We start from the raw sequence: 26573 nt of genomic DNA, 5'->3' as shown, positions 1-26573 counted from the left end.
TGTCTGAACTTAGATCCCAGTTTGCTTTTTACTCCGCTGACGGCATCTTGTCATTGATATATACCATCGTCAGCATGCAAAATACATATGCCTGAATTGCTCCCGAGAACACATCGAAATAGATGTGTAGAAATCCCGGCCATGCCCATGCGATCTTATACAGAAGACCATAGATAAGTCCCATGATTACAGTACCGGACAGCACATTTCCAAACAGACGAAGTGAGATGGAAAATGGTGCTGCGATCTCCCCGATCAGATTGATTGGGAACAAGAACGGCAATGGTTTGAACAGGCCTGTAAATGCCTCAATTTTGTTGTATTTGATGTTATTGAACTGAATCAGCACAAATGTGATAAGTCCAAGTGGAAGTGTTACACCATAATCTGCAGTTGGTGGCCGAAGCCCCAAAAGTCCCGAAAGGTTTGCCACAATCAAAAACAAAAACAAAGACCCGATATAATTCCGGAACGCCAGTCCGTTTTTCCCCATGCTTCCTTTTACCATATTGTCAAGCATCTCAACGATAAGCTCGGCAATATTCTGCAGGGTTCCGGGTTTGCCTTCGGCATCGCTCAGCTTAGCTCGGACAACCAACGCAAAAATCAGCAGTAATAACGCTACGATCAATATGCTGACATGTGTAGTGGTGAGCCATAACTCCTGCCCAAATAACTGGAATTTAACGAGACCGTGAATTTGAAAATCCGGCTCCTTAGCTGCCAGCATTCCTAAGCTGTTCCCCACGCGCTCTACCTCCTTTACTTAGATTTTTTGAATTTAGCGAAAAGCTTATGCATAATTGGCTGCAAATATGCCGCAAGCTTTAAACTCATAATTCCTGCAAACAGTGTAAGTACATTCACAATCCGAAGCCAGCTGACGGCTATAAATACTACAACTACAACCAGATATCTTATCGCGTAAGATTTCTGCATGTATCTCTGTGCTTCCTGTTCTCCATAAAGTACCGCCTCATCCAACGAGTTTTTCATATGGATTACCATGAAAACACCTGCAGCCACCCCGATCCAAAGCCCTGCTGTCATTCTCAGATGATCCCCTGGGATAATCAGACATACAATCTGTACGATTATTCCATACAAAAGCATAGTGATGATCATATCCTTCAGTACGGTATTGTCTGTCTTACTCATGTTGTTTCATTCCTCCCTGTTCAATTTTTGTTTTTGTCTTCCGGATCTTCATTCGCATGTCTCGCAAGTACCCATGCATTGCGCAGACCTGCCAATACACCCACTATCACCAAAGGGATAAAAACTGGAAAAGAAACCTTCTTTTCCAGCCATGTACCAAAAAAAGTGCATAGCAAAATGGGAACCAGTATACTGATGCCTAACTGACTGATGAGTGCAAAGGTTTTATATACGCTTTGTTTATATTTCATGATACTTATCTCCATTCTCTATATCACTCTCCGTTTATTATATCCTTTTTTATGAAATATGTCCACTGATTTACACACGATTGTATTTTTTCTTATACAATTTCCAAATATTGTCATCACTTTTACCAATAAATGCCATTAAATGCGTTGATTATTTAAAATATTTTATATAGTCATTTTTTTCACAATAGTAAAAGTGCTGCAAAGCGTTTTTAGCCTTGCAGCACTTTTTTATTCATCCCATTCCAGTCTGTGAAGATGTCCTTCTGTATTCATTCCGGCAAACCCATTCTGCCGGAGCGCTTCATATAACACGATCGCAACCGAATTTCCAAGATTCAGTGAACGGATATCTCCGATCATCGGAATCCGGATACTGTCTTCCTTGTGGTGACAGAGGATTTCTTCCGGAATCCCTGCGCTTTCTTTTCCGAACATGATATAACAGTCCGGTTCATATTTAACATCCGTATAAAGATTCGGTGATTTTGTAGTTGCCATATAGATCTTCGCTCCCGGATTTTTTTCCATAAAATCCCGGTAATCAATATAAGTCGTCACATCCAGATGTTCCCAGTAATCCATCCCTGCCCGTTTCAGGTTCTTTTCATTTAACCGGAAACCAAGTGGCTCGATCAGATGAAGTCTGGTATTCGTCGCCACACAGGTCCTTCCGATATTTCCAGTATTTGCCGGGATTTCCGGTTCAAAAAGTACAATATTAAGCATTTACATTCTCCTTCATTTCGTAAATTCGTGCCAGTTCGTCCGGCGCCGATCTGTCGAGAAATCTTTTTTCTCCCCCACTCCAGATGATTCTCTCGTTTCCTTCTGTTGTGTGTCCGATGATCTCTGCCGGAATACCTTCCCTTTTCAGTCTTTCCTTTAGTTCTTCACCCTTCGGTGTCACCATAAGAACCGCTCCTGTACTGGTAAGCTGGTAAGGATTCAGATGAAATACTTCACAGACTTCAATCGTTTCCTGACGTACCGTCATTTTCTTCATCTCTACCGAAAGACCAATTCCTGCACCTTCTGCCATATCCCAAAGTGCTGCAAGAATCCCTCCTTCTCCGATCGGATGCATTGCTGACACCCCGTTCCGGCCAGCAATCTCCATTGCCCTGTCACTGAAAATTTCATCTCTCATATCTTCCAACTTATTTAAGAATCCCGGCGCAAACCGCTCTGCCAGAGCCGCCCCTTCTTCCCGTATGATCCGTAAGGTTCCTTCCATACCAATCCATTTAACCAGGACAATCTCTTCGCCTGCTTTTGCCGATCTGCTTGCAAGCAGTTGTTCTTTTTTTGCCTCACCGTGTGCTGTTACATGAACAATACTCGTCTGGATCCCATTTACACTTTGCGCATCTGCAAAGAAAACCCTGAGACCTTTTTCTTTACATATCTCCGAAATCTCCACCATCATCGCTTTCAATCTGGACTCATAGGCAAACGTCGGGAGCATGATCCGGACACTGATTCCATATGCCCGCGCTCCTCTGGAAGCCAGCTGATCCACTGCCTGCGCTATGGCAAATACTCCAAGATCTTTTTCATTTCCGGCTAATGAAACATCCGTTGCGATTGTGATCCGCTCTTCACTTTCATTTGCTATATAACAGGTTTCCTCCTGTGACGGTCTTAAAAAATCTATACCTTCTATATTATTCTGTATCTGTTTTAAAACCGAACGCCGATAGACGGTCTGTGACACTCTTCCTGCTTTCATACTTTTATCCTCTTTCTGTTCTGCCATTCTTTCCAACAGCCGCCTGCTTTTTATTACTTAAGTGCAGATGCCTTGCTGATCGCCACATTAATCTTCTCCTGATCCTGGGTTGCAATTGCTTCCTCCACCAGCTTAGTTGCCTCTGCATTATCTGATTTTGTCCCGACTTTCACGGTAACATCAGAAGTCTGATAGGTGCTGTTATTGATTACTTCCCGGCTGACCTCTTCTCCGTTTTCATAGGTAATTTTCCAGAGCCGTGCCGTGCTTCCATCCATTCCGGCTCCCTCTGTTTCCTGTGAGCCAACCGCACTTTCCGTATCTTCTACATACTTTTTCGTATACTCTGTTGTCTCCAGAGTCTCACTTTCAAATTCCACGGAATGTCCTGCAGCTCTGGTATCTTTTCCGTAAATATAAAAACCAAGCTGGTTATTGCCATCAATATATCCTTCGATCAGGATCGGTGTATCGTAATTATTGACAAATTTAAAATCACTGATTCCTTCCGCTATCATTGCATCCCTTGATGGTTCTACATAGCTGACACTCATGGAATGCGGTGCACGCCGGGTGACCTCCAGTTCCGCATAAAGAACCGCATTATAAAGCGTCGTAGATACCTGACACAGGCCACCTCCGATACTCTCTACAATCTGTCCGTTCTCATAGGCACTTCCTGCCACATAGCCATTCTCTTCTGTGTAAGGAAGTGTGGCCTGTTCCACTGAAAATTCTTCTCCCGGCATAACAACAGTTCCGTTGATCAGCTCCGTTGCACGCCTGATGTTCTGCACGCGGTCCCCCCATCCGGCGTTTGTCGTATAAGAGCCAAGCTCATCCTGCAGGGATTCCAGATCTGTCTTTTTGATTGTCGGCGCTTCCGTATCCAGCTTTAACTCTACTTCTGCGTCCACGTAATTCCATTTTTTGTTCATGAAATTCTTAATCTTCTTCACAGATTTATCTACATCAACCGTATAACCTTCTGCTTCATCTGTCAGATCGAATCCGCTTCCGTTATAGGATGCCGATGCATTGACCGCTTTCTGTTCCAGCGGAACCGCACGTTCCTGAATCAGCTCTCTGAGTTTTGCTTCCTCAACTTTAAAGCTTTCATCTATGACATATTTCTTCTTATCTAAATTATGTATCTTCTGATAGCGGCTCCAGATGCTTCCATTTTTTCCGTATCCGACCGCCTTTTCTGCAAGCTTATCAATATTTTCTACTTCCGCTCCCATTTCCTCGATTGACACATCTGCGCCCTGATCTTTTACCTTCAGTACAAGTTGCTTGTTCCGATAATCTCCAAGTGTATTGTTTACCGCTTTCACTGCTTCTTCCTTGGTCATTCCGGATACATCTGTCTTCCCTATAAAAACATTTTTGCAGATATGCTCCTCATCCACCTTGCTCACATACCGCCATAATGTGAACTGAATCACGGAGAAAATAATCACGATGGCTGCAATAACCGTAATCCCTACATGCAGATTTCTCTGCCGGATACGCTTTTGTGCCTTTTCACTTAACTCTCTCTTTTTCTTTCGTGCCGCCATCAAAAAAATCCTCCTGATTTTATATGATATATGGAATAATTGATGTTGCTACCATTGCAACAATAACAACAAGAATAATCACTGCCGCTATCTTTCGTGTCTGTTTTGGATTAAACACTTTTTTTCACCTCAAATCACACATTTGTTTTCATTCTATACTCTTTCATTTCTTTTTTCAAGATATCCATTACTACTGTCAGATGTTACTGTTTGCATAATTCCCGGATTTCTTCTGTAACACAAAATACCTTTGCCTGATGATCCAGTGGGTTCCGGTTCTGGTAGTCAAACAGAAGCACACATTCTTCCTCTTTCATATCCCCCAGAACATCATAAGAAAACCTCTCGATGTGCGTCATTTTTCTAAGCTGCCGCTTCTCCATATTTTCATAATTTTCCAGATAACGCCTCTCTTCATCCTCACGGTCATAGAACAGGCGGAACTCTTCTTTTGAAATCCGCTCATCGCCTGCAAATAACGGACGGCTTTTTGCATTCTCCCTCAGATAAAAGTCCAGTGTCAGAAGCTGCTTATACGCCTCACATCTTTCTGCATCATAAAATCTTGCAAAATCATACAGGATCTCATATCTTGCCGTGCGTGCATGACTTAAAGTATCCAGTCCATTTTCTTCATAATACTCTGCCAGCTTTTCAAAAAGCGTAAATGGTCTTTTAAAGTGTCGGATCAGATAAGGAAGCGTGTAACAGAACTGCCTGCTGTTATAGTAGGTCTCCACCATTTCCTCGATCCCTTTCAGGCGCAGGGTATCCTCATATGGAAGCCACTTTGTATACAAAACTTCATACGGTGGCATTCCTTTATAAACCAGTCCGTAATCGTCTTTCTTCTCTTCCATATAAGAACCCTTCAGTACTTTCAGAAAACCAAGCTGCAGCTGCTCCGGTTCCAGTGCATAAACATCATCAAAGGATTTTCCAAAGCTTTCATAATCTTCATACGGCAATCCTGCGATCAGATCCAGGTGCTGATGTACATTACCATAAGAATTGATTCTCCTTACCACTTCTGCAACCTGTTCAAATTTCATTGTCCGGTGAATCTCACGTATCGTATCCAGGTTGGTAGACTGCACACCGATTTCCAGCTGGATCAGCCCTGGCCGCATGGTTTTTATCAATTCCATTTCTTCTTCATTCAAAAGGTCTGCCGCAACCTCAAAATGGAAATTGGTAATGCCGTTATCATGCTCTTTGATATAACGCCAGACTGTCATGGCGTGATCATGTTTGCAGTTAAATGTACGGTCTACAAATTTAACCTGAGGTACTTTATGATCGATAAAAAATTGCAGTTCTTTTTTTACCAGTTCCAGATCACGGAACCGCAGACACTTATCTATAGAAGAAAGACAATAACTGCACGAAAATGGACATCCACGGCTTGTCTCATAATAAATAATCTTATGTTCAAAAAGCTCCATGTTCTCATATACAAACGGAACCTTACTCAGATCCATGGTCTTGCGCCATTCATTTTCCACAATCTGCCCGGTCTGTTCCCGGTATACGATTCCTTTCATATTCTGAAGTCCGTCCACTGTCTTGTCCTGATAAAAGTGTAAAAGATCGCAGAAAGTCTGCTCCCCTTCTCCTTTCATGACGCCATCCACTTCTGGCAGACGCTCCAGCACCTTTACTCCATCATAAGATACCTCCGGTCCGCCTATCCAGATGATGATCTGCGGCATCACTTTCTTGATCTCCCTGCAGATCTCTTCAACATAAGTAAGATTCCAGATATAGCAGGACAGACAGAGCATGTCCGGCTTCCTTTTGTAGATATCCCGCAGAATCTCATCGAGCTGCTGATTGATCGTATATTCTCCAATACTGATCTCATCTGATGTATCACCATACTTTTCCGCATATGCTTTCAGACAGTAGACTGCCAGATTGGAATGTATATATTTCGCATTGACTGCACCTAAAAGTACTTTCATATCGTTTCCTTTCCGTTTCCAAAAAGTTTTATCTTTAGTATCATACTCCATTTTCAGATTGGCGTAAACCAAAATGATAAAATAAAATCTCCTCAGATACATTGACATTTTTACAAAAACACGGTAAAATAATGTTCTGTGCAGCCGGGGTGCTAGCGGTACCCTGTACCTACAATCCGCTATAGTGGGGGTGATGCTGTGCCGAGGGCTTTACTTGTCAAAGCTGCCTCTGGTTTGTGGCGTTGAGATTTGGGTCTTACGCGGCGGGACTCTGTGAACCGTGTCAGGTCGGGAACGAAGCAGCACTAAGCAGAACCTCTCGGGTGCCGTAAGGTAGCCTGGGTTGAGTTTACAGCCAGAGTAACGTTTGGTAGGCTTTAGTTCGACGCACAGCGCACAGAAAAAAGAAATTATAAAAGCTACGGATTTTGCTTCCGTAGCTTTTTTCATGCAAAAAAGCCTGCCTTTGACAGGTTCTTCGATTAAGGATTTTCTTCCGGCATATTTGCTGATTCCTGTTCTTTCTTTTTCATCTTCTGCTTCTTGCGCAGTTCCTTGAAAAAGCTCTTCATCATCTGTGAGCATTCTTCTTCCAGAATTCCTGTCGTAAGCTCTGCCTGATGATTAAACGCTTCCACCTGTAGAAGATTCAGGATGGAACCGGCGCATCCGGCTTTCGGATTCATACATCCAACAACCACTCGTGGAATCCTTGCCTGTACAATGGCTCCGGAACACATCTGACATGGTTCCAGCGTTACATATAAGGTGCATTCTTCCAGCCGCCAGTCACCCATTACCTTACTTGCCTTTTTGATTGCAGAAATTTCTGCATGTGCAAGGGGATTCTTATCCGTTGTCCGCCTGTTGTATCCTCGTCCGATAATTTTCCCCTGATATACGATCACACAACCAATCGGTACTTCCTCAATCTTCCATGCTTTTTTCGCCTGACGGATCGCTTCCTTCATGTATTTTTCGTCTTCGGTCAATATCTGCCGCATCTTCCTTCTCCTTTACTTCTTTTCGAATCACTGCCCCTACCGGTCTGCACCAGTAACCGAAATGTTCCTCATCTTCAATCTCATATTCTTCCAGATCCAGTTCACCATCAGACGGCTTCATGAACTGACTGAATCCAAATGCTCCTGCCGCCCGCTGCTCGCCCGAAAAATAAAGTCCCGGAACCCCAATCCAGCATTTCCCTTCTTTTTCAAATGATACCAGATGATGGTAATTATAATATCCATGGAGCAGAAAATGATTATTCGCAAGCTTCCATTCCTTTCGCGGAAGTCCGGCAAGCTCCTGACGGGTGATCTTATAGATGATATCCTTTGTGGTTTTTGGTGGTAAATCTGAATTTGCGTTCTGAGAGTTTCTTTCTTCCGGCACATTTGGGTTGCTTTTCGATTTCCTAACTGCATCTGTGTTTTTAGATTGTTCTGAGGTCTCCTGTTCTTCTATATTCTCAGATTTTCTCTGGCTTGTTTTCTCCTCAAGTATTTTCTCATTTCCTGGCTTCTCGTATTTTTCATTGCTTAGCACGTCTCCGCCATTTGCAATTTTTTTATTTTTCCCCGATTTGTTTAGCTTCCATTCTTCTTCCGTAATCATCCTGCTAACATCTACCGGTCTCGCCTCATCCCAGACTGCTCCATAATATCCTGCATCCGCTCCGTTTCCAGCCCGAAGGATCATTCCACCAATCCTGCCAAACTGTCCATCTCCTCCCACATCGTCTGTCGTATAACTCAGCTTGTAGCCAAATGCCGCCTGTGCGCCTCTGATCTCTCCCATCCGGATTCCAATACACTTGCCATCCTCTTCATAAAAGAGATATATTTCCAGTGTACGTCCTCCTGCCACCGGAAATCCTCTCCCATAAATCTGGATTTCCGCTGTATCTGTCTGTTCAAGAACCTTCACAAATCCTGTATTTCTTGTCCTTTTTCCATTCTGATATTCATATAAGTACCGGATAAATCTTTTCATAATCTAGCACCTGCACCTTCCTTCTAACTGCCTGTTCTAAACTATTCTGACTTTCCGGTAAAAATTACCATTTTTAAAAAATCAGAGCGGAATCTTCCGCTCTGACAAATAACTCATTGATTAATCCAGATAAATCGGTGGCTCGTAGTCTTTTCCCATCGTAGCTTTCTTTCGCTCTTCCACTCCAAGGAACGCCCACTCTGTCATGTCTGTCCACTTGTGATCTTTTCGGTCATATACCTGTACATAACCGATTCTGTGTGGATGCATACGCACACTGTTTGTCCGATACTCATGTCCGGTATATGGGTTCACATCTCCATTTACCAGATCTTCATCAATATCCTCCCGACGCTTGATCGGCTGGAAATCTTGCGGCCATCCGGAAGATTTCTTTTCTTTTTTCGGAGTAATCAGCTTTGTAAGTTTTGAAAATGGCGAATTTTTCTCCTCATGAACATCTTCAGTTTCCGCCTCTTCTACTACAGGATTTTCCTCTTTCTGACAGGTTTCCGGCTGATTCTCTTCATAAGCCGGCTGTTCCTGGTACGCTTCTTCCTGCGGTTCTGCCTCTTCCTGGTAAACAGCTTCAGAAGTTTCCTCCGGAATCTCCTCAGCCCCGGCTTCTTCAACCACTTCCGCTTCTATTTCCTGTTCGGGCTCCTGTAATTCTTCCTCAATCTGTTCTGCGTCTTCTGCAGATACTTCCACATCATCTTCTGCCGGTTCTGTGTACGGCTCTGTTTCTTCTTCAGTCAGAATATCCTCTTCCAAAGTATCTGAATCCGCAATGCTTTCCGTCTCCTTGGCAGCATGTTCTTCTGCATCAAGATCCAGTTCCATCTGTACAGCTTCTTCCTCCGGTTCTGCTGTGGTCTCTTCAAGTATATCTACAATCTCTCCAACTGTAATATCACGTTCTACATTCTTTTTTGCTTCTTCTCTTGCTGCCTTTCTTTCTTTTTTCGCGGTAAGCTTCTCAAGTTCTCTTCCCGTCGGCATCTCTTCTTCATCCAAAGCTTCCTTTTCCGAATCCGCATTACCCAGAATGCTGAGCTGGAACGGGCATCCAAGAATGTCTGCGATCATACGCATATCCTGCTCCTGAAAATTATCTCTGCCAAGCCGCTGTGTCAGATTCTGACGGGACATCTTTTTCCCGGTTCTTGCTTCGATTTCTTCTGCAAGCTCTTTAATCGTCATATCTTTTCTGCTTAAAACAATTTTTACCTGCTCTCCGAATGTGAGACTAATCATTTATTTTTCCTCCTTTTCTCCCCGTATAAATATATCTTCTTTTTAAATACAGACTTATTGCTTTGTTAACTTAAAACTTTCTTGATAAAGGAATCTTTTTCACTTATCTTTTATTCTAGCAAATGACATTTTATCCGTCAACACCTAATAAATGCACGAATTTTTTGTATTTTTTTTAAAAATAATTTGACAAATCAAAATCAGTCGCTATAATAAAGCGTATCAAGAACGACGGCGTTCCCTATTATCCGGGGAACGCCTTTTTTGTTCTTTTTTTTAAATCGAGAAGGAGGGACTCAGTTATGAAAAAACTAGAAATCATTATCCAGCCGGAAAAACTGGAAGCCCTGAAAGCAATCCTGGATGCTTCCAATGTCAGCGGTATTATGATCAGTAACATTATGGGATATGGTAATCAGAAAGGACACAAACAATTTTATCGCGGTGCTGAATACAGCGTAAATCTTCTTCCTAAGATCAAAGTAGAAACCGTTGTTGAACCGGAAGTTGCAGAACCTCTGATCCGAAAAATTGTCGAAGAGATCAAAACCGGTGCATACGGCGATGGTAAAATTTTTGTTTACGAAGTACAGGATGCTGTAAGAATCCGTACCGGTGAACGTGGCTCTGCTGCTCTTTAGCTAAAAATATATGTGAATTAGAATAGTGTTGAATATCGTTATCAAAGAGGATAACTACAAATGAACTGCCTGTAGATCATTCATTGTAGCTATCCTTTTTATTTGAAATGGAGGATGTTAAATATGGGATTATCTGATTTAATTGCGGGCGGAATGGATGCAACCGCTGCCACTGAACTACTGCTTAATGTTGTCTGGACAATTGTCGGTGCAACTCTTGTTTACTTTATGCAGGCTGGATTTGCAATGTGTGAAGCCGGATTTACCAGAGCAAAAAATACTGGAAATATACTGATGAAAAATATGATGGACTTTGTACTTGGAAGTTTGTTCTTTTTCATCTTCGGATTTGCGATCATGCACGGAACCGACTGGAATGGTATCATCGGTATAAAAGGGTTCTTCAATCCTACAACACTTGCCGATGCCGACGGACTTTTCAACGGACTGCCAATCGGAGTCTTCCTTATTTTCCATACAGTATTCTGCGCCACATCCGCTACTATCGTATCCGGTTCTATGGCAGAACGTACAAAATTCCTTGCTTACTTATTATATAGTGCAGCAATCAGTATTTTTATTTACCCGGTAACCGGCCACTGGATCTGGGGCGGTGGATGGCTCGCTCAGATGGGATTCCACGATTTTGCAGGTTCCACAGCAGTCCATATGGTCGGCGGTATCTGTGCACTTGTTGGTGCCAAAATCCTCGGACCTCGTATTGGAAAATATGATAAAGAAGGGAATGCCCGTGCGATTCCCGGACACAACCTTTCCATTGCAGCTCTTGGCGTATTTATTCTCTGGTTCTGCTGGTTCGGTTTCAACTGCGGCTCTACCACAGCAGCTTCCACAAACCTCGGTGATATCGCAATGACAACCAATCTTGCCGCTGCTGCCGCAACACTTGCAACCCTTGTTGTAACCTGGATCCGCTATGGAAAACCAGATGTATCCATGACATTCAACGGTTCCCTCGCCGGACTCGTAGCAATCACCGCCGGATGCGACACCGTCAGCAACTACTCTGCAATCATCATCGGACTGATCGCTGGTATCCTCGTCGTATTCTCTGTAGAATTCTTCGACAAAGTAGCCAAGATCGATGACCCGGTAGGTGCGATCAGTGTCCATGGCGTATGCGGTTTCACAGGCAGTATCCTCGTCGGAGTCTTCTCCCCGGAATACACCCTCAAAACCCAGGTGATCGGTGTCCTTTCAACCGTAGCCTACGTCCTCGTAATGGCAATCATCGTATTCACCACCATCGATAAAACCGTAGGTCTCCGCGTCACCAAAGGAGAAGAACTCGACGGTCTCGATATCCACGAACACGGCTGCTCAGCATATGCAGACTTTAACTTCCGTTTATAGCCGGGCGAAGTAAAATAAAAAGATACAGCCTCTGGGATGCTTGCATTTCAGAGGCTGTATCTTTTTATTTTAATGAGCGGCTACGCGACTGAGGAAAGTTGCCAGACTTTCCGAGGTTCGCCCGGCGGACGTCTCGAACTACCTTTATCATTCTACAACCTCTGGGATGCTTGCATTTCAGAGGCTGTATCTTTTTATTTTAATGAGCGGCTACGCGACTGAGGAAAGTCGCCAGACTTTCCGAGGTTCGCCCGGCGGATGGCTTGTACTACCTTTATCATTCTACCACTTCTTATTCTTCAGCACGATCGCCGATTTCTTACCCATCATCAGTGAAATATTTCCCTCTTTCACGATATACTCTTCGAATTCTCCAATATACCCATCTTCATAAGAATACATCACTCGCGCCATATTATGTCCTTCGGCAACTTCTGCCTGCCATACCGGAACCCTTACTTCCTTCAGATGATCGGAATTATTGATAATAACCACGATCTGCTCATTCCCCCAGAATCTTCCATAGGCCAGAAGATCCGGTTCTGCTTTCAGCATCTTGATTGACCCCTTTCTGAGAGCCAGAGACTTTCTGTGGATTTGGATCATCTCACGGTAGAAATTGATCAGATCCCGTTTTTCTCTTCCCCACGGATAAGTTCTCCGGTTATCCGGATCCGTGAAACCACAAAGTCCTGCTTCGTCTCCATAATAAAGGGTCGGTGCTCCCGGCCAGGTCATCTGCATGATGATCGCTTCCCGCATAACTGCAAGGCTTACCCCTTCTTCTGCCGCACGCGACCCAAGCTGTCCCACACGGCCAACCTTGTGGTTGGTACGCGTCAGGAAACGGGAATGGTCATGGTTTGACAACTGGTTCATCGCCGTCTGAAGTGACGGTGTCATCATATTTGCCATATGATGCTTCATCGCATTCATAAAATGGTCTGCATTTCCGAGAAGATCGCCGCGATATTCATCACTGTGTTTCTCCATCCCGGTCAGAAACCAGGTGACCGGCTCCATAAATGCATCGTAATTCATAACGCTGTCCCATTCATCGCCCTGCAGCCAGTCACTCGGATCTCCATAGTGCTCGGCAAGGATCAGTGCATGTGGATTTGCTTCTTTTACTGCCTTACGAAATTTCTTCCAAAATTCATGATTGTACTCATTGCTTCTTCCAAGGTCTGCCGCAACATCCAGTCTCCATCCGTCTACATTATACGGCGGTGAAACCCATTTCTTTGCGATACCAAGAACATACTCTTCCAGTTCTTTTGAATCTTCATAATTCAGCTTTGGCAGCGTATCGTGTCCCCACCAGCCGTCATAGCTTCCATTGCCCGGCCATTCATTCTCCCCGGTACGGTGGAATAGAAAATAATTCCGGTACGGACTCTTCGGTGACACAAAAGCACCTACTTCGTAACCATCGGCGCTCTCGTAGATCAGCTCTCTGTCCAGCCATTTATTGAAAGAACCACAATGGTTGAAGACGCCGTCAATGATGATTCGCATTCCCCTCTTATGGAGTTCTTCTACCAGCTTGATGAACAGCCGGTTACTTGCTTCCAGATTCTCTTTTCTGGTAGTTCTTGTCCGGTAACGGTCCGCATGGATATTGTTATTTTCTCCCGGATCTAGAAGCCTTCCTTCATCGACTTCAATTTTACCGACATGCGGATCAATATAATCGTAATCCTGTGTGTCATATTTATGATTAGATGGTGATACAAATAGTGGATTACAATAGACAACTTCTACTCCAAGTCCATGCAGGTAATCCAGTTTATCAATGATCCCCTGGATATCTCCTCCGTAAAATTCCCGTACATCCATCGGCTGCGGATCCCGGTACCAGTCATCTACATGCTGAACCTGTTCTCCAATATAAAAGTACTCTCCCGTCTGTACATCATTATCCGGGTCGCCGTTACAGAAGCGGTCTGTATAAATCTGATACATGACCGCTCCTTTTGCCCAATCCGGTGCCGTAAAGCCCGGCACGATTTTAAAATCATAATAATCCACAAGTTTGCTCTCTGCTCCCCATTTGTTATAGTAGCAGATCTCATTTCCTGATCTGATCTTAAAATGATACCGGAATGGTTTATCTTCTAATTTGTATTTCACTTCATAAAAGTCAAATGCCTTATTTGAGATTACTTTGTTCATTGGAATGCATAGTTCGCGGTTTTCCAGATAGACTTCATCTACGTCGTGAGCTGCTGTACGGAACCACAACTGAAGTTCATCTCCTGCCTCCGGTTCCGGCGGACTCACATACGCCTCTGTTCCATCACAAAACAATGCTTCTTTTTTCATAGTCTAGCCTCTATTCTTCAAATAATGCTTCAAATTCTTCTCTTGTAATCTTCTCTTTTTCAAGAAGCAGATCTGCACATTTATAAAGAACAGCTTCATGCTCTTTAATAATGGTCTTTGCACGGTCATAACATTCGTCAATGATCCGCTTCACTTCACTGTCGATCGTTGTGGCAACCTGTTCACCATAACCTCTGGAGGTATGACCAAAATCTCTTCCGATAAATACTTCATCATTATCATCTCCATAGCTTACAAGACCAAGTGCTTCCGACATACCGAACTTCGTTACCATGGATTTGGCGTATGCTGTTGCCTGCTTGATATCCTGGGATGCCCCGGTTGTAATATCATCAAAGATCAGCTCTTCTGCCACACGTCCACCTAGTGATACGGTAATATCCTGCAACATCTTTCCTTTGGTATTGAACATCTCATCCTTTTCAGGAAGCGGCATCGTATATCCGGCTGCCCCTACACCGGTAGGAATGATCGACACGCTGTACACCGGTCCTACATCCGGAAGTACATGGAATAAGATGGCATGTCCTGCTTCATGGAATGCAGTGATCTTCTTCTCTTTATCAGAAATTACACGACTCTTCTTCTCTGCACCGATTCCGACTTTTACAAATGCTCTGCGGATATCCTCCTGTTGCAGATACACTCTTCCATCCTTTGCTGCAAGGATCGCAGCCTCATTCAGAAGATTTTCCAGATCAGCTCCGGTAAATCCTGCCGTTGTTCTCGCAACCTGTTCCAGATCCACATCATCCCCAAGCGGTTTGCCCTTGGCATGAACCTGAAGGATTTCCAGGCGTCCCTTTACATCCGGTCTGCCGACCATGACTTTACGGTCAAAACGTCCCGGTCTTAAGATCGCCGGATCAAGAATATCGACACGGTTGGTTGCTGCAAGTACGATGATTCCTTCATTCGCGCCAAAACCATCCATCTCTACGAGGAGTTGGTTCAGCGTCTGCTCTCTCTCATCATGTCCGCCGCCCATACCGGTTCCACGACGTCTTGCCACGGCATCGATCTCATCGATAAAAATAATACAAGGTGCATTTTTCTTGGCATCCTCGAAAAGATCTCTTACACGGGATGCTCCGACACCGACAAACATCTCCACAAAATCAGAGCCTGAAATGGTAAAGAACGGGACACCTGCTTCTCCCGCAATTGCTCTTGCAAGAAGCGTCTTACCTGTTCCCGGAGGTCCTTCAAGAAGGACACCTTTCGGGATTCTGGCTCCTACCTGCGTATACTTCCCGGGGCTCTTGAGGAAATCCACGATCTCCGCAAGCTCTTCCTTTTCTTCCTGCAGTCCGGCAACCTGCGCAAACGTCACATGGTTTTCTTCCTGCGTGCTCATCTTTGCCCTGCTCTTTCCGAAGTTCATCGCTTTTGCATTCGATCCGCCCTGACGATTCATCATCATCACAACAAATACCATGATACCTGCCATCAATATGATCGGAACCAGTGTTGTTGACATCCAGCTGTCTTGCGGGACATTGTCCACACTGTAGGAAATGTCATAAGATTCAAGCAGATCCTCTGCACTGTTGACATCGGATACATGAAGCTGTTCGATATCATCATTCTTCAGCCGGATCTTCAGTGTCCCGGTCGGTGCGACTTTGTTCTGCTTGACCTCTACACTTTCTACCTTCTCTTTTTTCAGATCTTTCTGAAAATCCTGATACGTGTATGCTGTCTGCTGCACACCCGACTGGCTCATAAACCAGTACACACCTGCCAGCACCAGAACACAGAGTAGAATCGAAAGACCACTGATTCCTCTTGTCTTATTATTATTCAAAACCTGCTCCTTCCACCTGTTACATCTCTACACTTCCGATGTACGGTAAGTTTCTATATTTTTGTGCATAATCCAGACCGAATCCTACCACAAATTCATCCGGGATATTAAATCCGACATAATCTACATGTACATCGCGCACACGACGATCCGGTTTATCAAGAAGTGTACAAAGCTTCATGCTCTTCGGTCCTCTCTTCCGAAGGATGTCAAGCAGATAATAAAGAGTACGTCCTGAATCTACGATATCCTCAACAACAATTACGTCTTTTCCTTCCAGAGACTCATCCAGATCTTTTGCAATCTTAACGATTCCACTGGACTGGGTTCCGTCACCATAGCTGCTGACACTCATAAAGTCCATTGTTACCGGCACTGTAATCCTTTTTGCCAGTTCACACATAAAGAACACTCCACCCTTTAAAACACAGATCAGATGAACCTGCTTTCCCGCATATTCTTCACTGATTTTTTTTCCAAGTTCTTCAATTCTAGCATTTACTTCTTCTTCCGGAATTAACATTTTCACTTTCTCGGCCATTTAAAGTTCCTCCATTTATCGTAATTTCTAATATTTTCGTTGTCTGCTCTGTCACCTGGTATGCCTTGCTCTGCCGGCAGCCCACAATCCATAAAATCTCGCTTCCCTCTGCAATCAGAGGAATTCCGGCACGTTCTGCCACTGGTATTTTTTTATTGATAAAATAGGATTTCAGCTTCTGCCTTCCTCCGCTTTCATCAATTACAATAAAATCGCCAGCCCTTCTGGTGCGTACAGCGACACTCTGTTTTATTATATCATAATCAAACCATTTCGTGTACGTTTTTTTCGGGATCTGGCATCTGCATTCTTCTTTTTCAAAAATACGGTAGGAAATTTCCCATTTCCCGTAAGATATCTTTCCCGAAACCTGCTTCAGATCCAGATTTTTCTCTTCTTCTGCCAATTCCGTGTCCTTCTTTTTCCGCTTCAGTTCAATCCCTTCATAGGTTCTGCATGCACAGACCCCATAAGGAAGATCCAGTCTTTTTCCAACCTGCTTTTCAAACAGTCCCTCCAGCTTTTCTACATGAACCTGCTCCAGATCTTTTTCATGTTCTGCCACCAATGCCAATGCTTTCCGGAGAATCATTTTCCGGATCAGCCGTTCCTGTCGGTGATATGCATCTGCATGGATGCAGATTTTTTCTCCATTTTGGTCAGTACAAATCTGATATGCACTTTCTGTCTGCCGTTCCATATAATCCCAGATCTCCCTAAGCTGATCCATAGACCGGTTCATATGCTCCACGGTTTTTTCATTGATATTTTCTTTAAAATACGGAATCACATGGTTACGGATGCGGTTTCGCATATATGCGTCTTCCATATTTGTCGCATCAATGCAGTAAGACATCTCCCGTCCCTTCAAATAATCCTCGATTTCTTTTCTCCCCACGCAAAGAAGCGGCCGTATATACATCCCATTTACCGGATATATACCGCCGAGTCCCCGAAGTCCGCTGCCGCGGGCCAGATGCAGGAAAAAAGTCTCTGCATTGTCATCCTGATGATGTGCCAGTGCGATCCTTGTTCCTCCCCATTCTTCCGCTGCCTGCTCAAATATTTCCCTTCGTGCAGTCCTTCCCGCCTCTTCTTCTGACATCCTGTATTCCGCTGCCATTTTCGGAATATCCACCGAAACACTCCTGCATGGGATTTCTTTTTTCTCACACAGTGTCTTTACAAATTCTTCATCAGCTTTTGCCTCTTCCCCACGGATCCCGTGATTCACGTGTACCGCAAGGATCTCAAATCCGATCTTTTTTCGCAGCTCTTCCAGTATCAGAAAAAGGCATACAGAATCTGCCCCTCCAGAAAGACCAACGACAACTTTATCTCCTTTTTCAAGCATCTTCCACTGCCTGATATAGTTCTCTACTTTTTCTAACATGGTAAATTCCTCTCGTCTTTTATCTACTGTAACACATCTTCCAGATTCCCGCCACAAGGACTGTCATATCATCTCCTGCTTTTCCGGCCGCCAGCTCCAGCACCTTATCCAGAATATAATTCGCCAGTTCCTCCGGATTCTCCAGCGGACTTCCCCCAATCATCAGATCCAGTAAATGCTCCTGCTCTCCTGCCGGAAGCGCATCCAGGATCCCGTCCGATACCATGACCACCACATCTCCGGATTCCAACTGTCTGGTTTCCTTTTCACTTTGCTGTCTCTGGATTACCCCCAGCGGAAGACTTTCCGAACGGATATGCTCCACCCCGTCTTTAGTCCGCAGAAATGTCACTGCCGCTCCTGCTTTTACAAACTCACATTTTCCATTATAGAGATCAAAAATGCTCATATCAACCGTAGAAAAGCGAACCTCTTCCCGTCCCATAACAAGAGCCGTATTGATCATGGAAAGTGCAGTTTCCACAGGAAATCCTGCTCCAAGAAGCTCTTCCAGCATTTCTACCAGCATCCCGCTTTCCTGTAGCGCTCTCTCACCAGATCCCATTCCGTCTGACAAAATTGCCGCCTCTTTTCCACCTGGAAGTGTCTTCATAAGAAAACTGTCACCAGATATCTTTTGTCCGTTTTTTCCCATTTTTGCCACACCCTGCAGCACATAATATCCCGGTCCTTCCACACATACAATAGTTTCATACTCCTGTCCCAGAACCTGCCTCTCGTTCTGAGCCGGGCACATCCTTCTCTTAGTACATACTGATAAAAGCTCTGCCGCTTTTCTGGTTGGGATACAGTTTCCCTTCTCACTTTTTACCGTTACATGAATTTCATATCTGCCATGCTCATCCACAAAAAAAACGGAACTCAGCATCCGGATCCCTGCCTTTTTGAAATGCTGCGCAACCTTTTTTGCAAGCGGCGGATCCGTAAAAATACTCGCATCCAGATCTCTCGTCACATGGCAGAGCATGTCCGCAAAAGAATCCAGCTGTGCCGCACATCCCTCACGGCTCTGTACCATCTTATTATTCCACACCAGAATCCTTTTTGCCTCCTGGAAAGTTTCCAGTGATTCTCGTAAAAACCGTGGTGCCTGAATACACTCCCTCTGAAGATGCTGTTTCATCTCTTTATTCAGTTCTGCACCATATCCTTCAATCGTACACAAAAGATCATAAAAAAGCTGCCAGTGTTCTGCCTTCTTTCTCTCCAGACACTCTGATTTCCTGCTGCATCCTCTGCACACCTTTTCCGTAATCCGATCATACATTTCTGTCATTTCTTCGGGTGTAAAACACTGCTTTTTCGGCTCCATTTTCAGAAACCTGTCTGCCAGATGCCGAAGCGACACTGCCATTTTATCTGCCTGCGTTACATATGGACTTGTGATCACTTGCTCCTCTCTGTATTTAACCTCCATTTGCCACCACCCTCTAAATTTCTATGAATGAAAAAAGCTTCGGGATATTTTCTTCCCAAAGCTTTTCTTACGTTACTGCTGTGCGCGGAACAGAATCTCATTCTCCTTTACAAGTCCCAGCTTCTCTCTGGCGACTTCCTCGATGTATTCATCTGTTCCTACATATTTTTTCAGTTTATTAATTTCTTCTGAGCGTTCTTTTTCCGCATCGATCTGTGTCTGCAGTTCTTCTTCCTGCACCTTATATGCATCATTGCTCTTTTTGAGCGCCATCCCATGTACAATAACCATGCCGCATAATAATATAATAACTGCGGTAATCGCAACAATACTTCTTTTGTGCTTCTGAAGCCCGCTCCCCGGACGCTTTTTCCGGTTCTTCTTTAAGCTTCCCATCTAATCTATTCACCTTTCGCTATCAGTTGATCTTGTATAGCTTCTTACTACCAAACCCATTTAGTCTTCTACAGTGTACCGTTTTTAATCAGATTTATCAACTCTTTTTACTCTTTTTTCACAAATTCGTGTAGAAATCTTTTTGTAAGCTCTTACAAAGACAGCTGAAAGCAACGCCATCCCGATTGATCCGAGCGCAATCCCCAGTCCGATATACCACCGCAGAACACCATCACTCGTATGATAGATCTGCACAAAAGTATAAACGGAAATTCCTGCCCAGTAACAGGCATCCTCCAGATTGATCAGCCACAGTCTGTGAGCAACCAGTCTGCGCAAAACCCTGATCCACAGATAGACTGCCACAATCAGGACACCGGTCAGGATTGCGTAGCAGAAAACCCTGATCTCAGTTCCGATACCAGACATTTTTTCTCCTCCTACCGAAACAATTTTGACAACAGATTTTCTCCGGCTTTTGCTCCCGAATGGATATCCGAATAAGAAATATTGTCAATATTGCCTGCCAGGTCGACCTCCCCTTTTTCAAGATTCAGCCGGTTTACATGCATGTCCGTACCTTTTACCATCAGCATTCCCTGCTCTGTCTCAAGCAGGATTTCATTTAAATCAAAAGAAAGAACGTCCAGCACTCCCGTTACTGTACCTGTCTTCCGGTTATTGATAACCAGCCTGTGATTCTGAGGTTTTACCAGCTGTCTCTCTTCCATACAAATCCCAACCTTTCCTATACTGTCTTTCTAGTTATTGTATGAATAATATCTGGTAAATATGCCTCGGATCCGCTGCCGGAACAATCTCAAACCACATCTTTTCAGATGTTCCGGAACTTTAAAGATAACGAAATAAATCTGCTGCCTCTTCTTTTTTAGTCGTATCTCGCAGATCCAGAACCTCTGCCTTTACAGTCTTGGTTCCAAACTGGATCTCAATGATATCACCTTTTTTTACTTTCGTGGAAGCCTTCGCCACCGCCCCATTGATCAGGACTCTTCCTGCATCACAGGCTTCATTTGCAACGGTACGCCGTTTGATCAGGCGGGACACCTTTAAAAATTTATCAAGTCTCATTTTGATTTTCCCTTCCCGTAATATGAATAAAGCGCAGCCCTTTTCAGACTGCGCCATTTTTCAAAAATGTTCTACAAATTATGCATTAACAGCATCTTTTAAAGCTTTTCCTGCTTTGAATTTCGGAGCCTTGCAAGCTTCGATCTTCATAGTTTTTCCAGTCTGTGGATTTCTTCCTTCTCTTGCAGCTCTTTCGCTTACTTCGAAAGTTCCGAATCCTACTAACTGAACTTTTTCACCTTTTTTCATTTCTTCTGTAACAACATCAACAAATGCTTTTAATGCTTTTTCTGCATCTTTCTTTGAAATATCTGCCTGTTCTGCAACTGCAGCTACTAATTCTGTCTTATTCATGACTTACGTCCTCCTGTAAAATATACTCCCGGAACACCCCGGCATTTTGTCTTTTTGCTAGGTTTATTCTGCGTATCCACGCGGTCTGACACGCCCCTTACCCTACATATGTTATACAGGTTTTTACCTTCTTTGTCAAGTCTAAACCCTTAAAATCTAAGAAAACCGAACGCTATATCTGAAACGCAAACAGATTCCGCAAAAACCGCTTTTTTTCTTCTGTCTGTGCGACAGAAAGTGAAAGTTTTTCGACATTTTTTGCAGGAATCCATGCCTTTCCTGAGTGGTAATACGAATTGGTGATCTTCCAGAATTTTTCCGGATAAGCAAGACGGATTGCAAGGTAATCCCGTTCTTTTTTCCCAAGATTATTCACCGAATCATACGCTCTCATCATCCGATATCCAAGCCGTTCATCATAATGATGCTTTTCCATACATTTGCGCAGGAAATAATACAGATCTTCCATCTGAACATCCCGGTGTGCATGTTCAAATCCAGTCACCGCCATGCCCTCCTGACAGACCAGAAGATTATGATAATTATAGTCTCCGTGGACCATATGATTTTCTGCCTCCGCTTCTTTAAAAACACTGTCCAGATCCATATTTTCCAGTATTTTCAGCACTCTGTCTGCCCAAAAATACATCTGGTCGTATCCCTTTAAAAATGCGATCTCAAACGGGCTTTTCACACTTCTTCTGCAGACAAATTCCCGAACCTTTCTGAGTTCTCTGTTATGCCTTGCATACTCCTTGATCACCGGATTTTCTTCTCTTCCTGCAAATCCGTTTTCTTCCCCAGCCAGACGCATGCATAGATGGATCCGGGCAAGATTTTCCGCACCGGCGATCAGTTCATTTTCACGTCTGACATCACACTCACGTCCCTGAAACCATTTCTTTAAGATATAGCCTGTTCCATCCTCGGCTTTACTGACATAAGCATCCTCTTTATTAAGCAGAGGCGTATCTACCCATTCAAATCCATTCGCATTTAACTGCTCATATATTTTTGCAAGCGCGCAGATCCGACTCTCCTCCATGCGCGTCTCCTTCAAGAGGAGCAGCCCCTTATCTGTATCGCATAAAATAGCACCCCTTACTTTATGGGTGCCGAATACTTCCATCTGATATTGTGTCAATACACTGATTCCATAATCTTTCATGGCTTCCCCCTGCCGCTTTGTTTTACCGGTCTTTCTAATGTATGCAGGGGGAGACTTAAGTCATGCATGATTTTTGATTATTCCAGTTCTTTTATTCTGGCAAGTAAATATTCCCGTGTATTTTTCTCCGGTTCCTCGATCACTTCCTGTAAAAGTGTCTGGAGTGTCTGACCAATTTTCGGTCCTTTTTCAATACCTGCCGCGATCAGATCCTGACCGTTTACTTTCAGTTCTTTTAAAGAAACACATTGCTTTTTCTCCAGAATCTCCTGGTAGCACTTCTCGATACCAGCCAGATTTTCCAGCTTCTTATCACGCTGATAATCACTCTGTGCCAACGTATCAGCCATCCGTACCTTCATATAATACGGGAACAGTTCCGCACTGATCCGGTTCATTGCGCGGCGTACATGCTTCATCGTTGCAGGCATCCGGTCATCATGATACAGCACCAGCTTTGACACCTTACGCAGCGTATCATTATCGAATTTCAAGCGATGCATGATCGACTTTGTGAGTTCTTCGCTGACGTATGCATGCCCTTTAAAATGTGCCGTCCCATCCGGATCGACCGTCTTTCGTGCCGGTTTCCCCGTATCGTGAAACAGCATTGTAAGACGCAGCACTTTATCTGCCGGAATATTCATCAGCGCATGGATCGTATGCTCACCTACATTATAACAGTGATGCAAAGTTTCCTGTGTTGTTTCCATCATTGCGTCGAATTCCGGGAGGATCACCTTTGTGATCCCAAGCTCATATGCATCCTGGATCTTTTCCGGATGATCGGAGACCAGAAGCTTTACAAGCTCTGTCTGGATACGTTCTGCACTGATATAGGAAAGATTTGGTGCAAGTTTTCGGATTGCCTGTCTGGTCTCTTTCTCAATCTCAAATCCAAGCTGCGCCGAAAAACGGATCGCCCTCAAAATCCGCAGGGCATCCTCCGAAAAACGTGCCTCAGCATTTCCCACACAACGGATCACACCTTTTTTCAGATCCTCCATCCCATGAAACAGATCTACCAGTCCGTCCTGTTCATTGTACGCCATCGCATTGATCGTAAAATCCCTGCGCAGCAGATCCTCTGACAGACTTCTGGTAAACTGCACTTTACTCGGATGCCGGTTGTCTTCGTATTTCCCGTCAATCCGGTATGTCGTCACTTCAAATCCTTCTCCATTTAAAAGCACCGTAATCGTTCCATGCTCGATTCCGGTGTCAAAAGTTCTGGCAAATAATGACTTTGTCTCTTCCGGCGCTGCCGATGTTGTGATATCCCAGTCACCCGGCACACGTCCGAGAAAAGAATCCCGGACGCAGCCGCCGACTGCATATGCCTCAAAGCCATGTTTTTGTAATGTAGTTATAATTCGATTCACCTTTTCAGGTAACTGAATTTTCATATACATTCGCTCCTAGTATGCTTTTCCAAAATAAACAACATGTTTAGCCTGTTTGCCACAGAAAATACAGGTATCTCCGTCTTTTACCTGATCCTCTTTGCAGATACAGCGGGTGGTTGCTCCACCTGTTGCTGCCTTGATCTCATCTTCACATTCTGCGCTTCCACACCATTTTGCTTTGATGAATCCACGTTTGGTGTTGAATTTTTCATTCATTTCATCCATGGTTTCAGCAAAATCAATATGGCTGTCAAGGAATGCTTTTGCACGGTCATACATATCCTTCTGGATTGTTTCAAGGATCTCGCCAAGTTTTGTCTCGATCTCATCTAAAGAAACAACGATCTTTTCTCTTGTATCACGACGTACAACAACAACCTGGTTCTGTTCGATATCCTTTGGTCCGATCTCGATACGTGTCGGGATACCAAGCATTTCCTGTTCACTGAATTTCCATCCAGGGCTCTTCTCAGAATCGTCGATCTTCACGCTGTAGCCAGCTTTTTTCAGTCTCTCTGTCAGTTCATTTGCTTTTTCAAGAACGCCTTCTTTGTGCTGTGCGATCGGAATGACTCTTGTTTGAACCGGTGCGATTCTCGGTGGAAGAACAAGTCCGCTGTCATCACCGTGAACCATGATCAGGGCTCCGATGATACGTGTAGACAGTCCCCATGAAGTCTCATATACGCTGTGAAGTTCATTGTTCTTATCCAGATATTTGATGTCAAATGCATCCGGGAACGCATTTCCGAAGAAATGGCTGGTTGCAGACTGAAGTGCTTTTCCGTCATGCATCAGAGCTTCTACGGTGTAAGTGTCCTGTGCACCTGCGAACTTCTCGCTCTCTGTCTTCGGACCTGATACGAACGGGATTGCAAGGGAATCACGGATCAGTTCCTGATATACACGAAGCATGGTCAGTGTTCTCTGTTCTGCTTCTTCATAAGTTGCATGAATGGTATGTCCTTCCTGCCATAAGAATTCTCTGGAACGAAGGAACGGTCTGGTTGTCTTCTCCCAGCGAAGTACCGAACACCACTGATTCCATACTTTCGGAAGGTCACGGTAAGACTGTACGGTTCTTGCCCACAGGTCGCAGAACAGAGTCTCCGATGTCGGACGGATGCACATTGGCTCCTGAAGAGTCTCAAGACCACCTTTTGTTACCCATGCAACTTCCGGTGCAAATCCTTCGATATGATCACTTTCCTTCTGGAGAAGGTTCTCCGGGATCAGCATTGGCAGATATACGTTTTCAACACCTGTCTCTTTAAATCTCTTGTCAAGGTCTGCCTGGATCTTCTCCCAGATTGCATATCCATTTGGAAGATAATTAAGACATCCTTTTACACTTGAATAATCACAAAGCTTTGCTTCTCTTACAACGTCGGTATACCACTGTGCGAAATCTTCATCACGAGAGGTAATCGCCTGTACAAATTTCTTTTCCTTAGCCATTGATAAAGTTCTCCTTCTCTTCATTTTTGATTTTATAAATAAGGTTATCATAAAACCAGAAGATGCTGCTCTCTGCAGCCTCTGCCGGATGCAGGGGATTCAGATCAGACATGCTTTGCCCGTAAAATAAAAAACACCAAATCTTCATGCCCCTGACAAGGGACCGAAAATTCGGCGGTACCACCCTAATTAATCGTATTACGATTCACTTCATTACCCGTTAACGCCAGGCATACGCCACACTTTTCATGCGGAACTCCAAGGTCGGTTCTATAATTTCCATGCAGCTTCCTCCCACCAGCCAGAAGCCTCTCTGTGCCACTTTCATCATATACTAGTCCTCTTCATCGTCAAATCTCTTCGATTTACTATAGAGTTTAATTGAGATTTTCGGATTTGTCAACCCAATTGACAAGCCCTTTCCGTTATGTTTTAATCAAAGAAACAAAATTTTCGCATATGGGGAGGAATTATTTTGCAAACACCTGAAATTCTATATGAAGACGACCAGATTCTGGTCTGCCACAAACCTGCCGGTGTTCCCGTGCAGACAAAAAAGATCGGTACACAGGACATGGAGAGCATTCTGAAAAATTATCTGTTCATCCATTCTTCACATCATGCCGGACATAAGCCACCTTATCTTGCCGTGATCCACAGACTGGATCAACCGGTTTCCGGCATCCTGGTTTTTGCCCGCACACCTGCGGCTGCGAAAAATCTGAACCAGCAGTTACAGAACGATCAATTCGAAAAATACTACCAGGCTGTAGTATGTGGATCCCTTCCGGACTCTGGCACTCTGACCGATTATCTGGTAAAGGACGGCCGCACCAACACCTCCCGCATCTGCAGTAAAAATACACCCGGTGCCAAAAAAGCTGTCCTTTCGTATAAAATACTGGAAACTTCCGAAGTGACTGGCTTATCCGTTGTTCAGATCCATCTCGGAACCGGACGCCATCACCAGATCCGTGTCCAGATGGCAGGTGCAGGCGCACCACTCTGGGGTGACAACAAATATAACCCGGAATTTGTAAATAAAAGAGGATATTTCCCGATTGCACTGCGGGCTTTCCGGCTTTCTTTCTGCCATCCGACCACCGGAAAACGCATGGAATTTGAAGTCCCATGTAACTGGGAACAGTTGGAAACAAAAGCAGATTAGCCTGCAAATAAAAAGTCAAGGCTAAATTTAAGAACATTGAAAATTTTATACAGGTTGAAAATTTGGTATCAA

26 protein-coding genes, 1 other RNA gene and 1 other annotated feature are annotated in these 26573 nt (G+C 44.1%); of the genes, 4 read left to right on the top strand and 23 right to left on the bottom strand.

Annotated elements, in window-relative coordinates; translation table 11 throughout:
* Window positions 1–28 precede the first annotated feature (28 nt).
* The 7 genes from atpB to AB5213_RS12315 all read right to left on the bottom strand — a co-directional run bounded on the left by atpB (window position 29) and on the right by AB5213_RS12315 (window position 6667).
* Entirely contained in the window at window positions 29–748 is a 720-nt protein-coding gene (gene atpB / locus AB5213_RS12345) for a F0F1 ATP synthase subunit A (protein WP_022220233.1), read from the bottom strand.
* Window positions 749–762: 14 nt separating this feature from the next.
* Entirely contained in the window at window positions 763–1158 is a 396-nt protein-coding gene (locus AB5213_RS12340) for an ATP synthase subunit I (protein ID WP_118217401.1), read from the bottom strand.
* A 20-nt stretch (window positions 1159–1178) separates the two neighbouring features.
* Window positions 1179–1409: an AtpZ/AtpI family protein gene (locus tag AB5213_RS12335; RefSeq protein WP_022220232.1), complete on the bottom strand. Its 231-nt coding sequence runs from the start codon at window positions 1407–1409 to the stop codon at window positions 1179–1181.
* A 231-nt stretch (window positions 1410–1640) separates the two neighbouring features.
* Entirely contained in the window at window positions 1641–2138 is a 498-nt protein-coding gene (locus AB5213_RS12330) for a tRNA (cytidine(34)-2'-O)-methyltransferase (RefSeq protein WP_117557510.1), read from the bottom strand.
* Entirely contained in the window at window positions 2131–3168 is a 1038-nt protein-coding gene (locus AB5213_RS12325; RefSeq protein ID WP_368276785.1) for an AIR synthase-related protein, read from the bottom strand. Before AB5213_RS12325 ends, AB5213_RS12330 begins: the two co-directional genes overlap by 8 nt.
* A 26-nt stretch (window positions 3169–3194) precedes the next feature.
* Window positions 3195–4703 carry a VanW family protein gene (locus tag AB5213_RS12320; protein WP_368276784.1) on the bottom strand — a complete coding sequence of 503 codons (1509 nt, stop codon included), beginning with the start codon at window positions 4701–4703 and terminating at the stop codon, window positions 3195–3197.
* Window positions 4704–4906: 203 nt separating this feature from the next.
* Complete coding sequence (locus AB5213_RS12315) at window positions 4907–6667, bottom strand: B12-binding domain-containing radical SAM protein (RefSeq protein ID WP_195255794.1); 1761 nt, start codon at window positions 6665–6667, stop codon at window positions 4907–4909.
* A 136-nt stretch (window positions 6668–6803) separates the two neighbouring features.
* Between AB5213_RS12315 and ffs the strand changes: the two genes are divergently transcribed.
* An RNA gene (gene ffs / locus AB5213_RS12310) (signal recognition particle sRNA large type) lies at window positions 6804–7067 on the top strand.
* An 82-nt stretch (window positions 7068–7149) separates the two neighbouring features.
* Here the strand turns inward: ffs and tadA are convergent.
* The 3 genes from tadA to AB5213_RS12295 form a co-directional block, all read right to left on the bottom strand.
* Window positions 7150–7671, bottom strand: coding sequence for a tRNA adenosine(34) deaminase TadA (gene tadA, locus AB5213_RS12305; RefSeq protein WP_182450867.1), 522 nt, complete (start codon window positions 7669–7671; stop codon window positions 7150–7152).
* The gene (locus tag AB5213_RS12300; RefSeq protein WP_368276783.1) at window positions 7595–8662 is read right to left on the bottom strand and encodes a hypothetical protein; all 1068 of its coding nucleotides are present in this window, start codon (window positions 8660–8662) and stop codon (window positions 7595–7597) included. Before AB5213_RS12300 ends, tadA begins: the two co-directional genes overlap by 77 nt.
* A gap of 120 nt (window positions 8663–8782) precedes the next feature.
* Window positions 8783–9919 carry a hypothetical protein gene (locus AB5213_RS12295; RefSeq protein ID WP_195255796.1) on the bottom strand — a complete coding sequence of 379 codons (1137 nt, stop codon included), beginning with the start codon at window positions 9917–9919 and terminating at the stop codon, window positions 8783–8785.
* A gap of 302 nt (window positions 9920–10221) precedes the next feature.
* On the opposite strand from AB5213_RS12295, the gene AB5213_RS12290 reads away from it, so the two are divergent.
* Together AB5213_RS12290 and AB5213_RS12285 are read left to right on the top strand one after the other, a co-directional pair.
* The gene (locus AB5213_RS12290; protein WP_008370035.1) at window positions 10222–10560 is read left to right on the top strand and encodes a P-II family nitrogen regulator; all 339 of its coding nucleotides are present in this window, start codon (window positions 10222–10224) and stop codon (window positions 10558–10560) included.
* 123 nt (window positions 10561–10683) lie between these two features.
* On the top strand, window positions 10684–11934 hold the full coding sequence (locus AB5213_RS12285; RefSeq protein ID WP_368276782.1) for an ammonium transporter: 1251 nt from the start codon (window positions 10684–10686) through the stop codon (window positions 11932–11934).
* A gap of 282 nt (window positions 11935–12216) precedes the next feature.
* On the opposite strand, the gene AB5213_RS12280 is transcribed toward AB5213_RS12285, so the two are convergent.
* The 13 genes from AB5213_RS12280 to proS form a co-directional block, all read right to left on the bottom strand.
* Window positions 12217–14259, bottom strand: a complete 2043-nt coding sequence (locus AB5213_RS12280; RefSeq protein WP_195368323.1) for a glycoside hydrolase family 13 protein — start codon at window positions 14257–14259, stop codon at window positions 12217–12219.
* A gap of 10 nt (window positions 14260–14269) precedes the next feature.
* Entirely contained in the window at window positions 14270–16087 is a 1818-nt protein-coding gene (ftsH, locus tag AB5213_RS12275; protein ID WP_022220226.1) for an ATP-dependent zinc metalloprotease FtsH, read from the bottom strand.
* A 19-nt stretch (window positions 16088–16106) separates the two neighbouring features.
* Complete coding sequence (gene hpt, locus AB5213_RS12270; RefSeq protein ID WP_044998745.1) at window positions 16107–16628, bottom strand: hypoxanthine phosphoribosyltransferase; 522 nt, start codon at window positions 16626–16628, stop codon at window positions 16107–16109.
* Window positions 16579–18021, bottom strand: coding sequence for a tRNA lysidine(34) synthetase TilS (gene tilS / locus AB5213_RS12265; protein ID WP_368276781.1), 1443 nt, complete (start codon window positions 18019–18021; stop codon window positions 16579–16581). Before tilS ends, hpt begins: the two co-directional genes overlap by 50 nt.
* A gap of 19 nt (window positions 18022–18040) precedes the next feature.
* Entirely contained in the window at window positions 18041–19459 is a 1419-nt protein-coding gene (locus AB5213_RS12260; protein ID WP_022220223.1) for a SpoIIE family protein phosphatase, read from the bottom strand.
* A 72-nt stretch (window positions 19460–19531) separates the two neighbouring features.
* A complete protein-coding gene (locus AB5213_RS12255) occupies window positions 19532–19855 on the bottom strand; it encodes a septum formation initiator family protein (RefSeq protein ID WP_008370019.1) in 324 nt (107 codons plus the stop codon).
* A gap of 84 nt (window positions 19856–19939) precedes the next feature.
* The gene (gene yabQ / locus AB5213_RS12250; protein WP_008370017.1) at window positions 19940–20284 is read right to left on the bottom strand and encodes a spore cortex biosynthesis protein YabQ; all 345 of its coding nucleotides are present in this window, start codon (window positions 20282–20284) and stop codon (window positions 19940–19942) included.
* 11 nt (window positions 20285–20295) lie between these two features.
* A complete protein-coding gene (yabP, locus tag AB5213_RS12245; RefSeq protein ID WP_008370015.1) occupies window positions 20296–20586 on the bottom strand; it encodes a sporulation protein YabP in 291 nt (96 codons plus the stop codon).
* Between the two features lie 121 nt (window positions 20587–20707).
* Window positions 20708–20947, bottom strand: a complete 240-nt coding sequence (locus tag AB5213_RS12240) for an RNA-binding S4 domain-containing protein (protein ID WP_022220222.1) — start codon at window positions 20945–20947, stop codon at window positions 20708–20710.
* 78 nt (window positions 20948–21025) lie between these two features.
* Window positions 21026–21301: an HU family DNA-binding protein gene (locus AB5213_RS12235; RefSeq protein WP_117557536.1), complete on the bottom strand. Its 276-nt coding sequence runs from the start codon at window positions 21299–21301 to the stop codon at window positions 21026–21028.
* A 172-nt stretch (window positions 21302–21473) separates the two neighbouring features.
* On the bottom strand, window positions 21474–22469 hold the full coding sequence (locus tag AB5213_RS12230) for a CotS family spore coat protein (RefSeq protein WP_022220221.1): 996 nt from the start codon (window positions 22467–22469) through the stop codon (window positions 21474–21476).
* Window positions 22470–22546: 77 nt separating this feature from the next.
* Window positions 22547–23875, bottom strand: coding sequence for a CCA tRNA nucleotidyltransferase (locus AB5213_RS12225; RefSeq protein WP_055156192.1), 1329 nt, complete (start codon window positions 23873–23875; stop codon window positions 22547–22549).
* Window positions 23876–23887: 12 nt separating this feature from the next.
* Complete coding sequence (proS, locus tag AB5213_RS12220) at window positions 23888–25333, bottom strand: proline--tRNA ligase (protein WP_008370004.1); 1446 nt, start codon at window positions 25331–25333, stop codon at window positions 23888–23890.
* Window positions 25334–25488: 155 nt separating this feature from the next.
* Window positions 25489–25690 (bottom strand) — a binding site (T-box leader).
* 112 nt (window positions 25691–25802) lie between these two features.
* Here proS and AB5213_RS12215 point away from each other — a divergent pair.
* Entirely contained in the window at window positions 25803–26501 is a 699-nt protein-coding gene (locus AB5213_RS12215) for an RluA family pseudouridine synthase (RefSeq protein ID WP_368276795.1), read from the top strand.
* The last annotated feature ends 72 nt before the right edge of the window (window positions 26502–26573 follow it).

This window comes from Coprococcus sp. RTP21204st1_G4_RTP21204_210225, from assembly GCF_040915385.1.
Classification (GTDB): Bacteria; Bacillota; Clostridia; order Lachnospirales; family Lachnospiraceae; genus Allocoprococcus; species Allocoprococcus comes.
The sequence above is the reverse complement of the archived record's forward strand: the minus strand, read 5'-3'. Positions and strand labels throughout refer to the sequence as shown.

Coding starts and splice junctions, on each gene's coding strand:
- AB5213_RS12340 (WP_118217401.1), bottom strand. CDS start 1,158: ATGAGTAAGACAGACAATACCGTACTGAAGGATATGATCATCACTATG.
- AB5213_RS12335 (WP_022220232.1), bottom strand. CDS start 1,409: ATGAAATATAAACAAAGCGTATATAAAACCTTTGCACTCATCAGTCAG.
- AB5213_RS12330 (WP_117557510.1), bottom strand. CDS start 2,138: ATGCTTAATATTGTACTTTTTGAACCGGAAATCCCGGCAAATACTGGA.
- AB5213_RS12325 (WP_368276785.1), bottom strand. CDS start 3,168: ATGGCAGAACAGAAAGAGGATAAAAGTATGAAAGCAGGAAGAGTGTCA.
- AB5213_RS12320 (WP_368276784.1), bottom strand. CDS start 4,703: ATGGCGGCACGAAAGAAAAAGAGAGAGTTAAGTGAAAAGGCACAAAAG.
- AB5213_RS12315 (WP_195255794.1), bottom strand. CDS start 6,667: ATGAAAGTACTTTTAGGTGCAGTCAATGCGAAATATATACATTCCAAT.
- tadA (WP_182450867.1), bottom strand. CDS start 7,671: ATGCGGCAGATATTGACCGAAGACGAAAAATACATGAAGGAAGCGATC.
- AB5213_RS12300 (WP_368276783.1), bottom strand. CDS start 8,662: ATGAAAAGATTTATCCGGTACTTATATGAATATCAGAATGGAAAAAGG.
- AB5213_RS12295 (WP_195255796.1), bottom strand. CDS start 9,919: ATGATTAGTCTCACATTCGGAGAGCAGGTAAAAATTGTTTTAAGCAGA.
- AB5213_RS12290 (WP_008370035.1), top strand. CDS start 10,222: ATGAAAAAACTAGAAATCATTATCCAGCCGGAAAAACTGGAAGCCCTG.
- AB5213_RS12285 (WP_368276782.1), top strand. CDS start 10,684: ATGGGATTATCTGATTTAATTGCGGGCGGAATGGATGCAACCGCTGCC.
- AB5213_RS12280 (WP_195368323.1), bottom strand. CDS start 14,259: ATGAAAAAAGAAGCATTGTTTTGTGATGGAACAGAGGCGTATGTGAGT.
- hpt (WP_044998745.1), bottom strand. CDS start 16,628: ATGGCCGAGAAAGTGAAAATGTTAATTCCGGAAGAAGAAGTAAATGCT.
- tilS (WP_368276781.1), bottom strand. CDS start 18,021: ATGTTAGAAAAAGTAGAGAACTATATCAGGCAGTGGAAGATGCTTGAA.
- AB5213_RS12260 (WP_022220223.1), bottom strand. CDS start 19,459: ATGGAGGTTAAATACAGAGAGGAGCAAGTGATCACAAGTCCATATGTA.
- AB5213_RS12255 (WP_008370019.1), bottom strand. CDS start 19,855: ATGGGAAGCTTAAAGAAGAACCGGAAAAAGCGTCCGGGGAGCGGGCTT.
- yabQ (WP_008370017.1), bottom strand. CDS start 20,284: ATGTCTGGTATCGGAACTGAGATCAGGGTTTTCTGCTACGCAATCCTG.
- yabP (WP_008370015.1), bottom strand. CDS start 20,586: ATGGAAGAGAGACAGCTGGTAAAACCTCAGAATCACAGGCTGGTTATC.
- AB5213_RS12240 (WP_022220222.1), bottom strand. CDS start 20,947: ATGAGACTTGATAAATTTTTAAAGGTGTCCCGCCTGATCAAACGGCGT.
- AB5213_RS12235 (WP_117557536.1), bottom strand. CDS start 21,301: ATGAATAAGACAGAATTAGTAGCTGCAGTTGCAGAACAGGCAGATATT.
- AB5213_RS12230 (WP_022220221.1), bottom strand. CDS start 22,469: ATGAAAGATTATGGAATCAGTGTATTGACACAATATCAGATGGAAGTA.
- AB5213_RS12225 (WP_055156192.1), bottom strand. CDS start 23,875: ATGAAAATTCAGTTACCTGAAAAGGTGAATCGAATTATAACTACATTA.
- proS (WP_008370004.1), bottom strand. CDS start 25,333: ATGGCTAAGGAAAAGAAATTTGTACAGGCGATTACCTCTCGTGATGAA.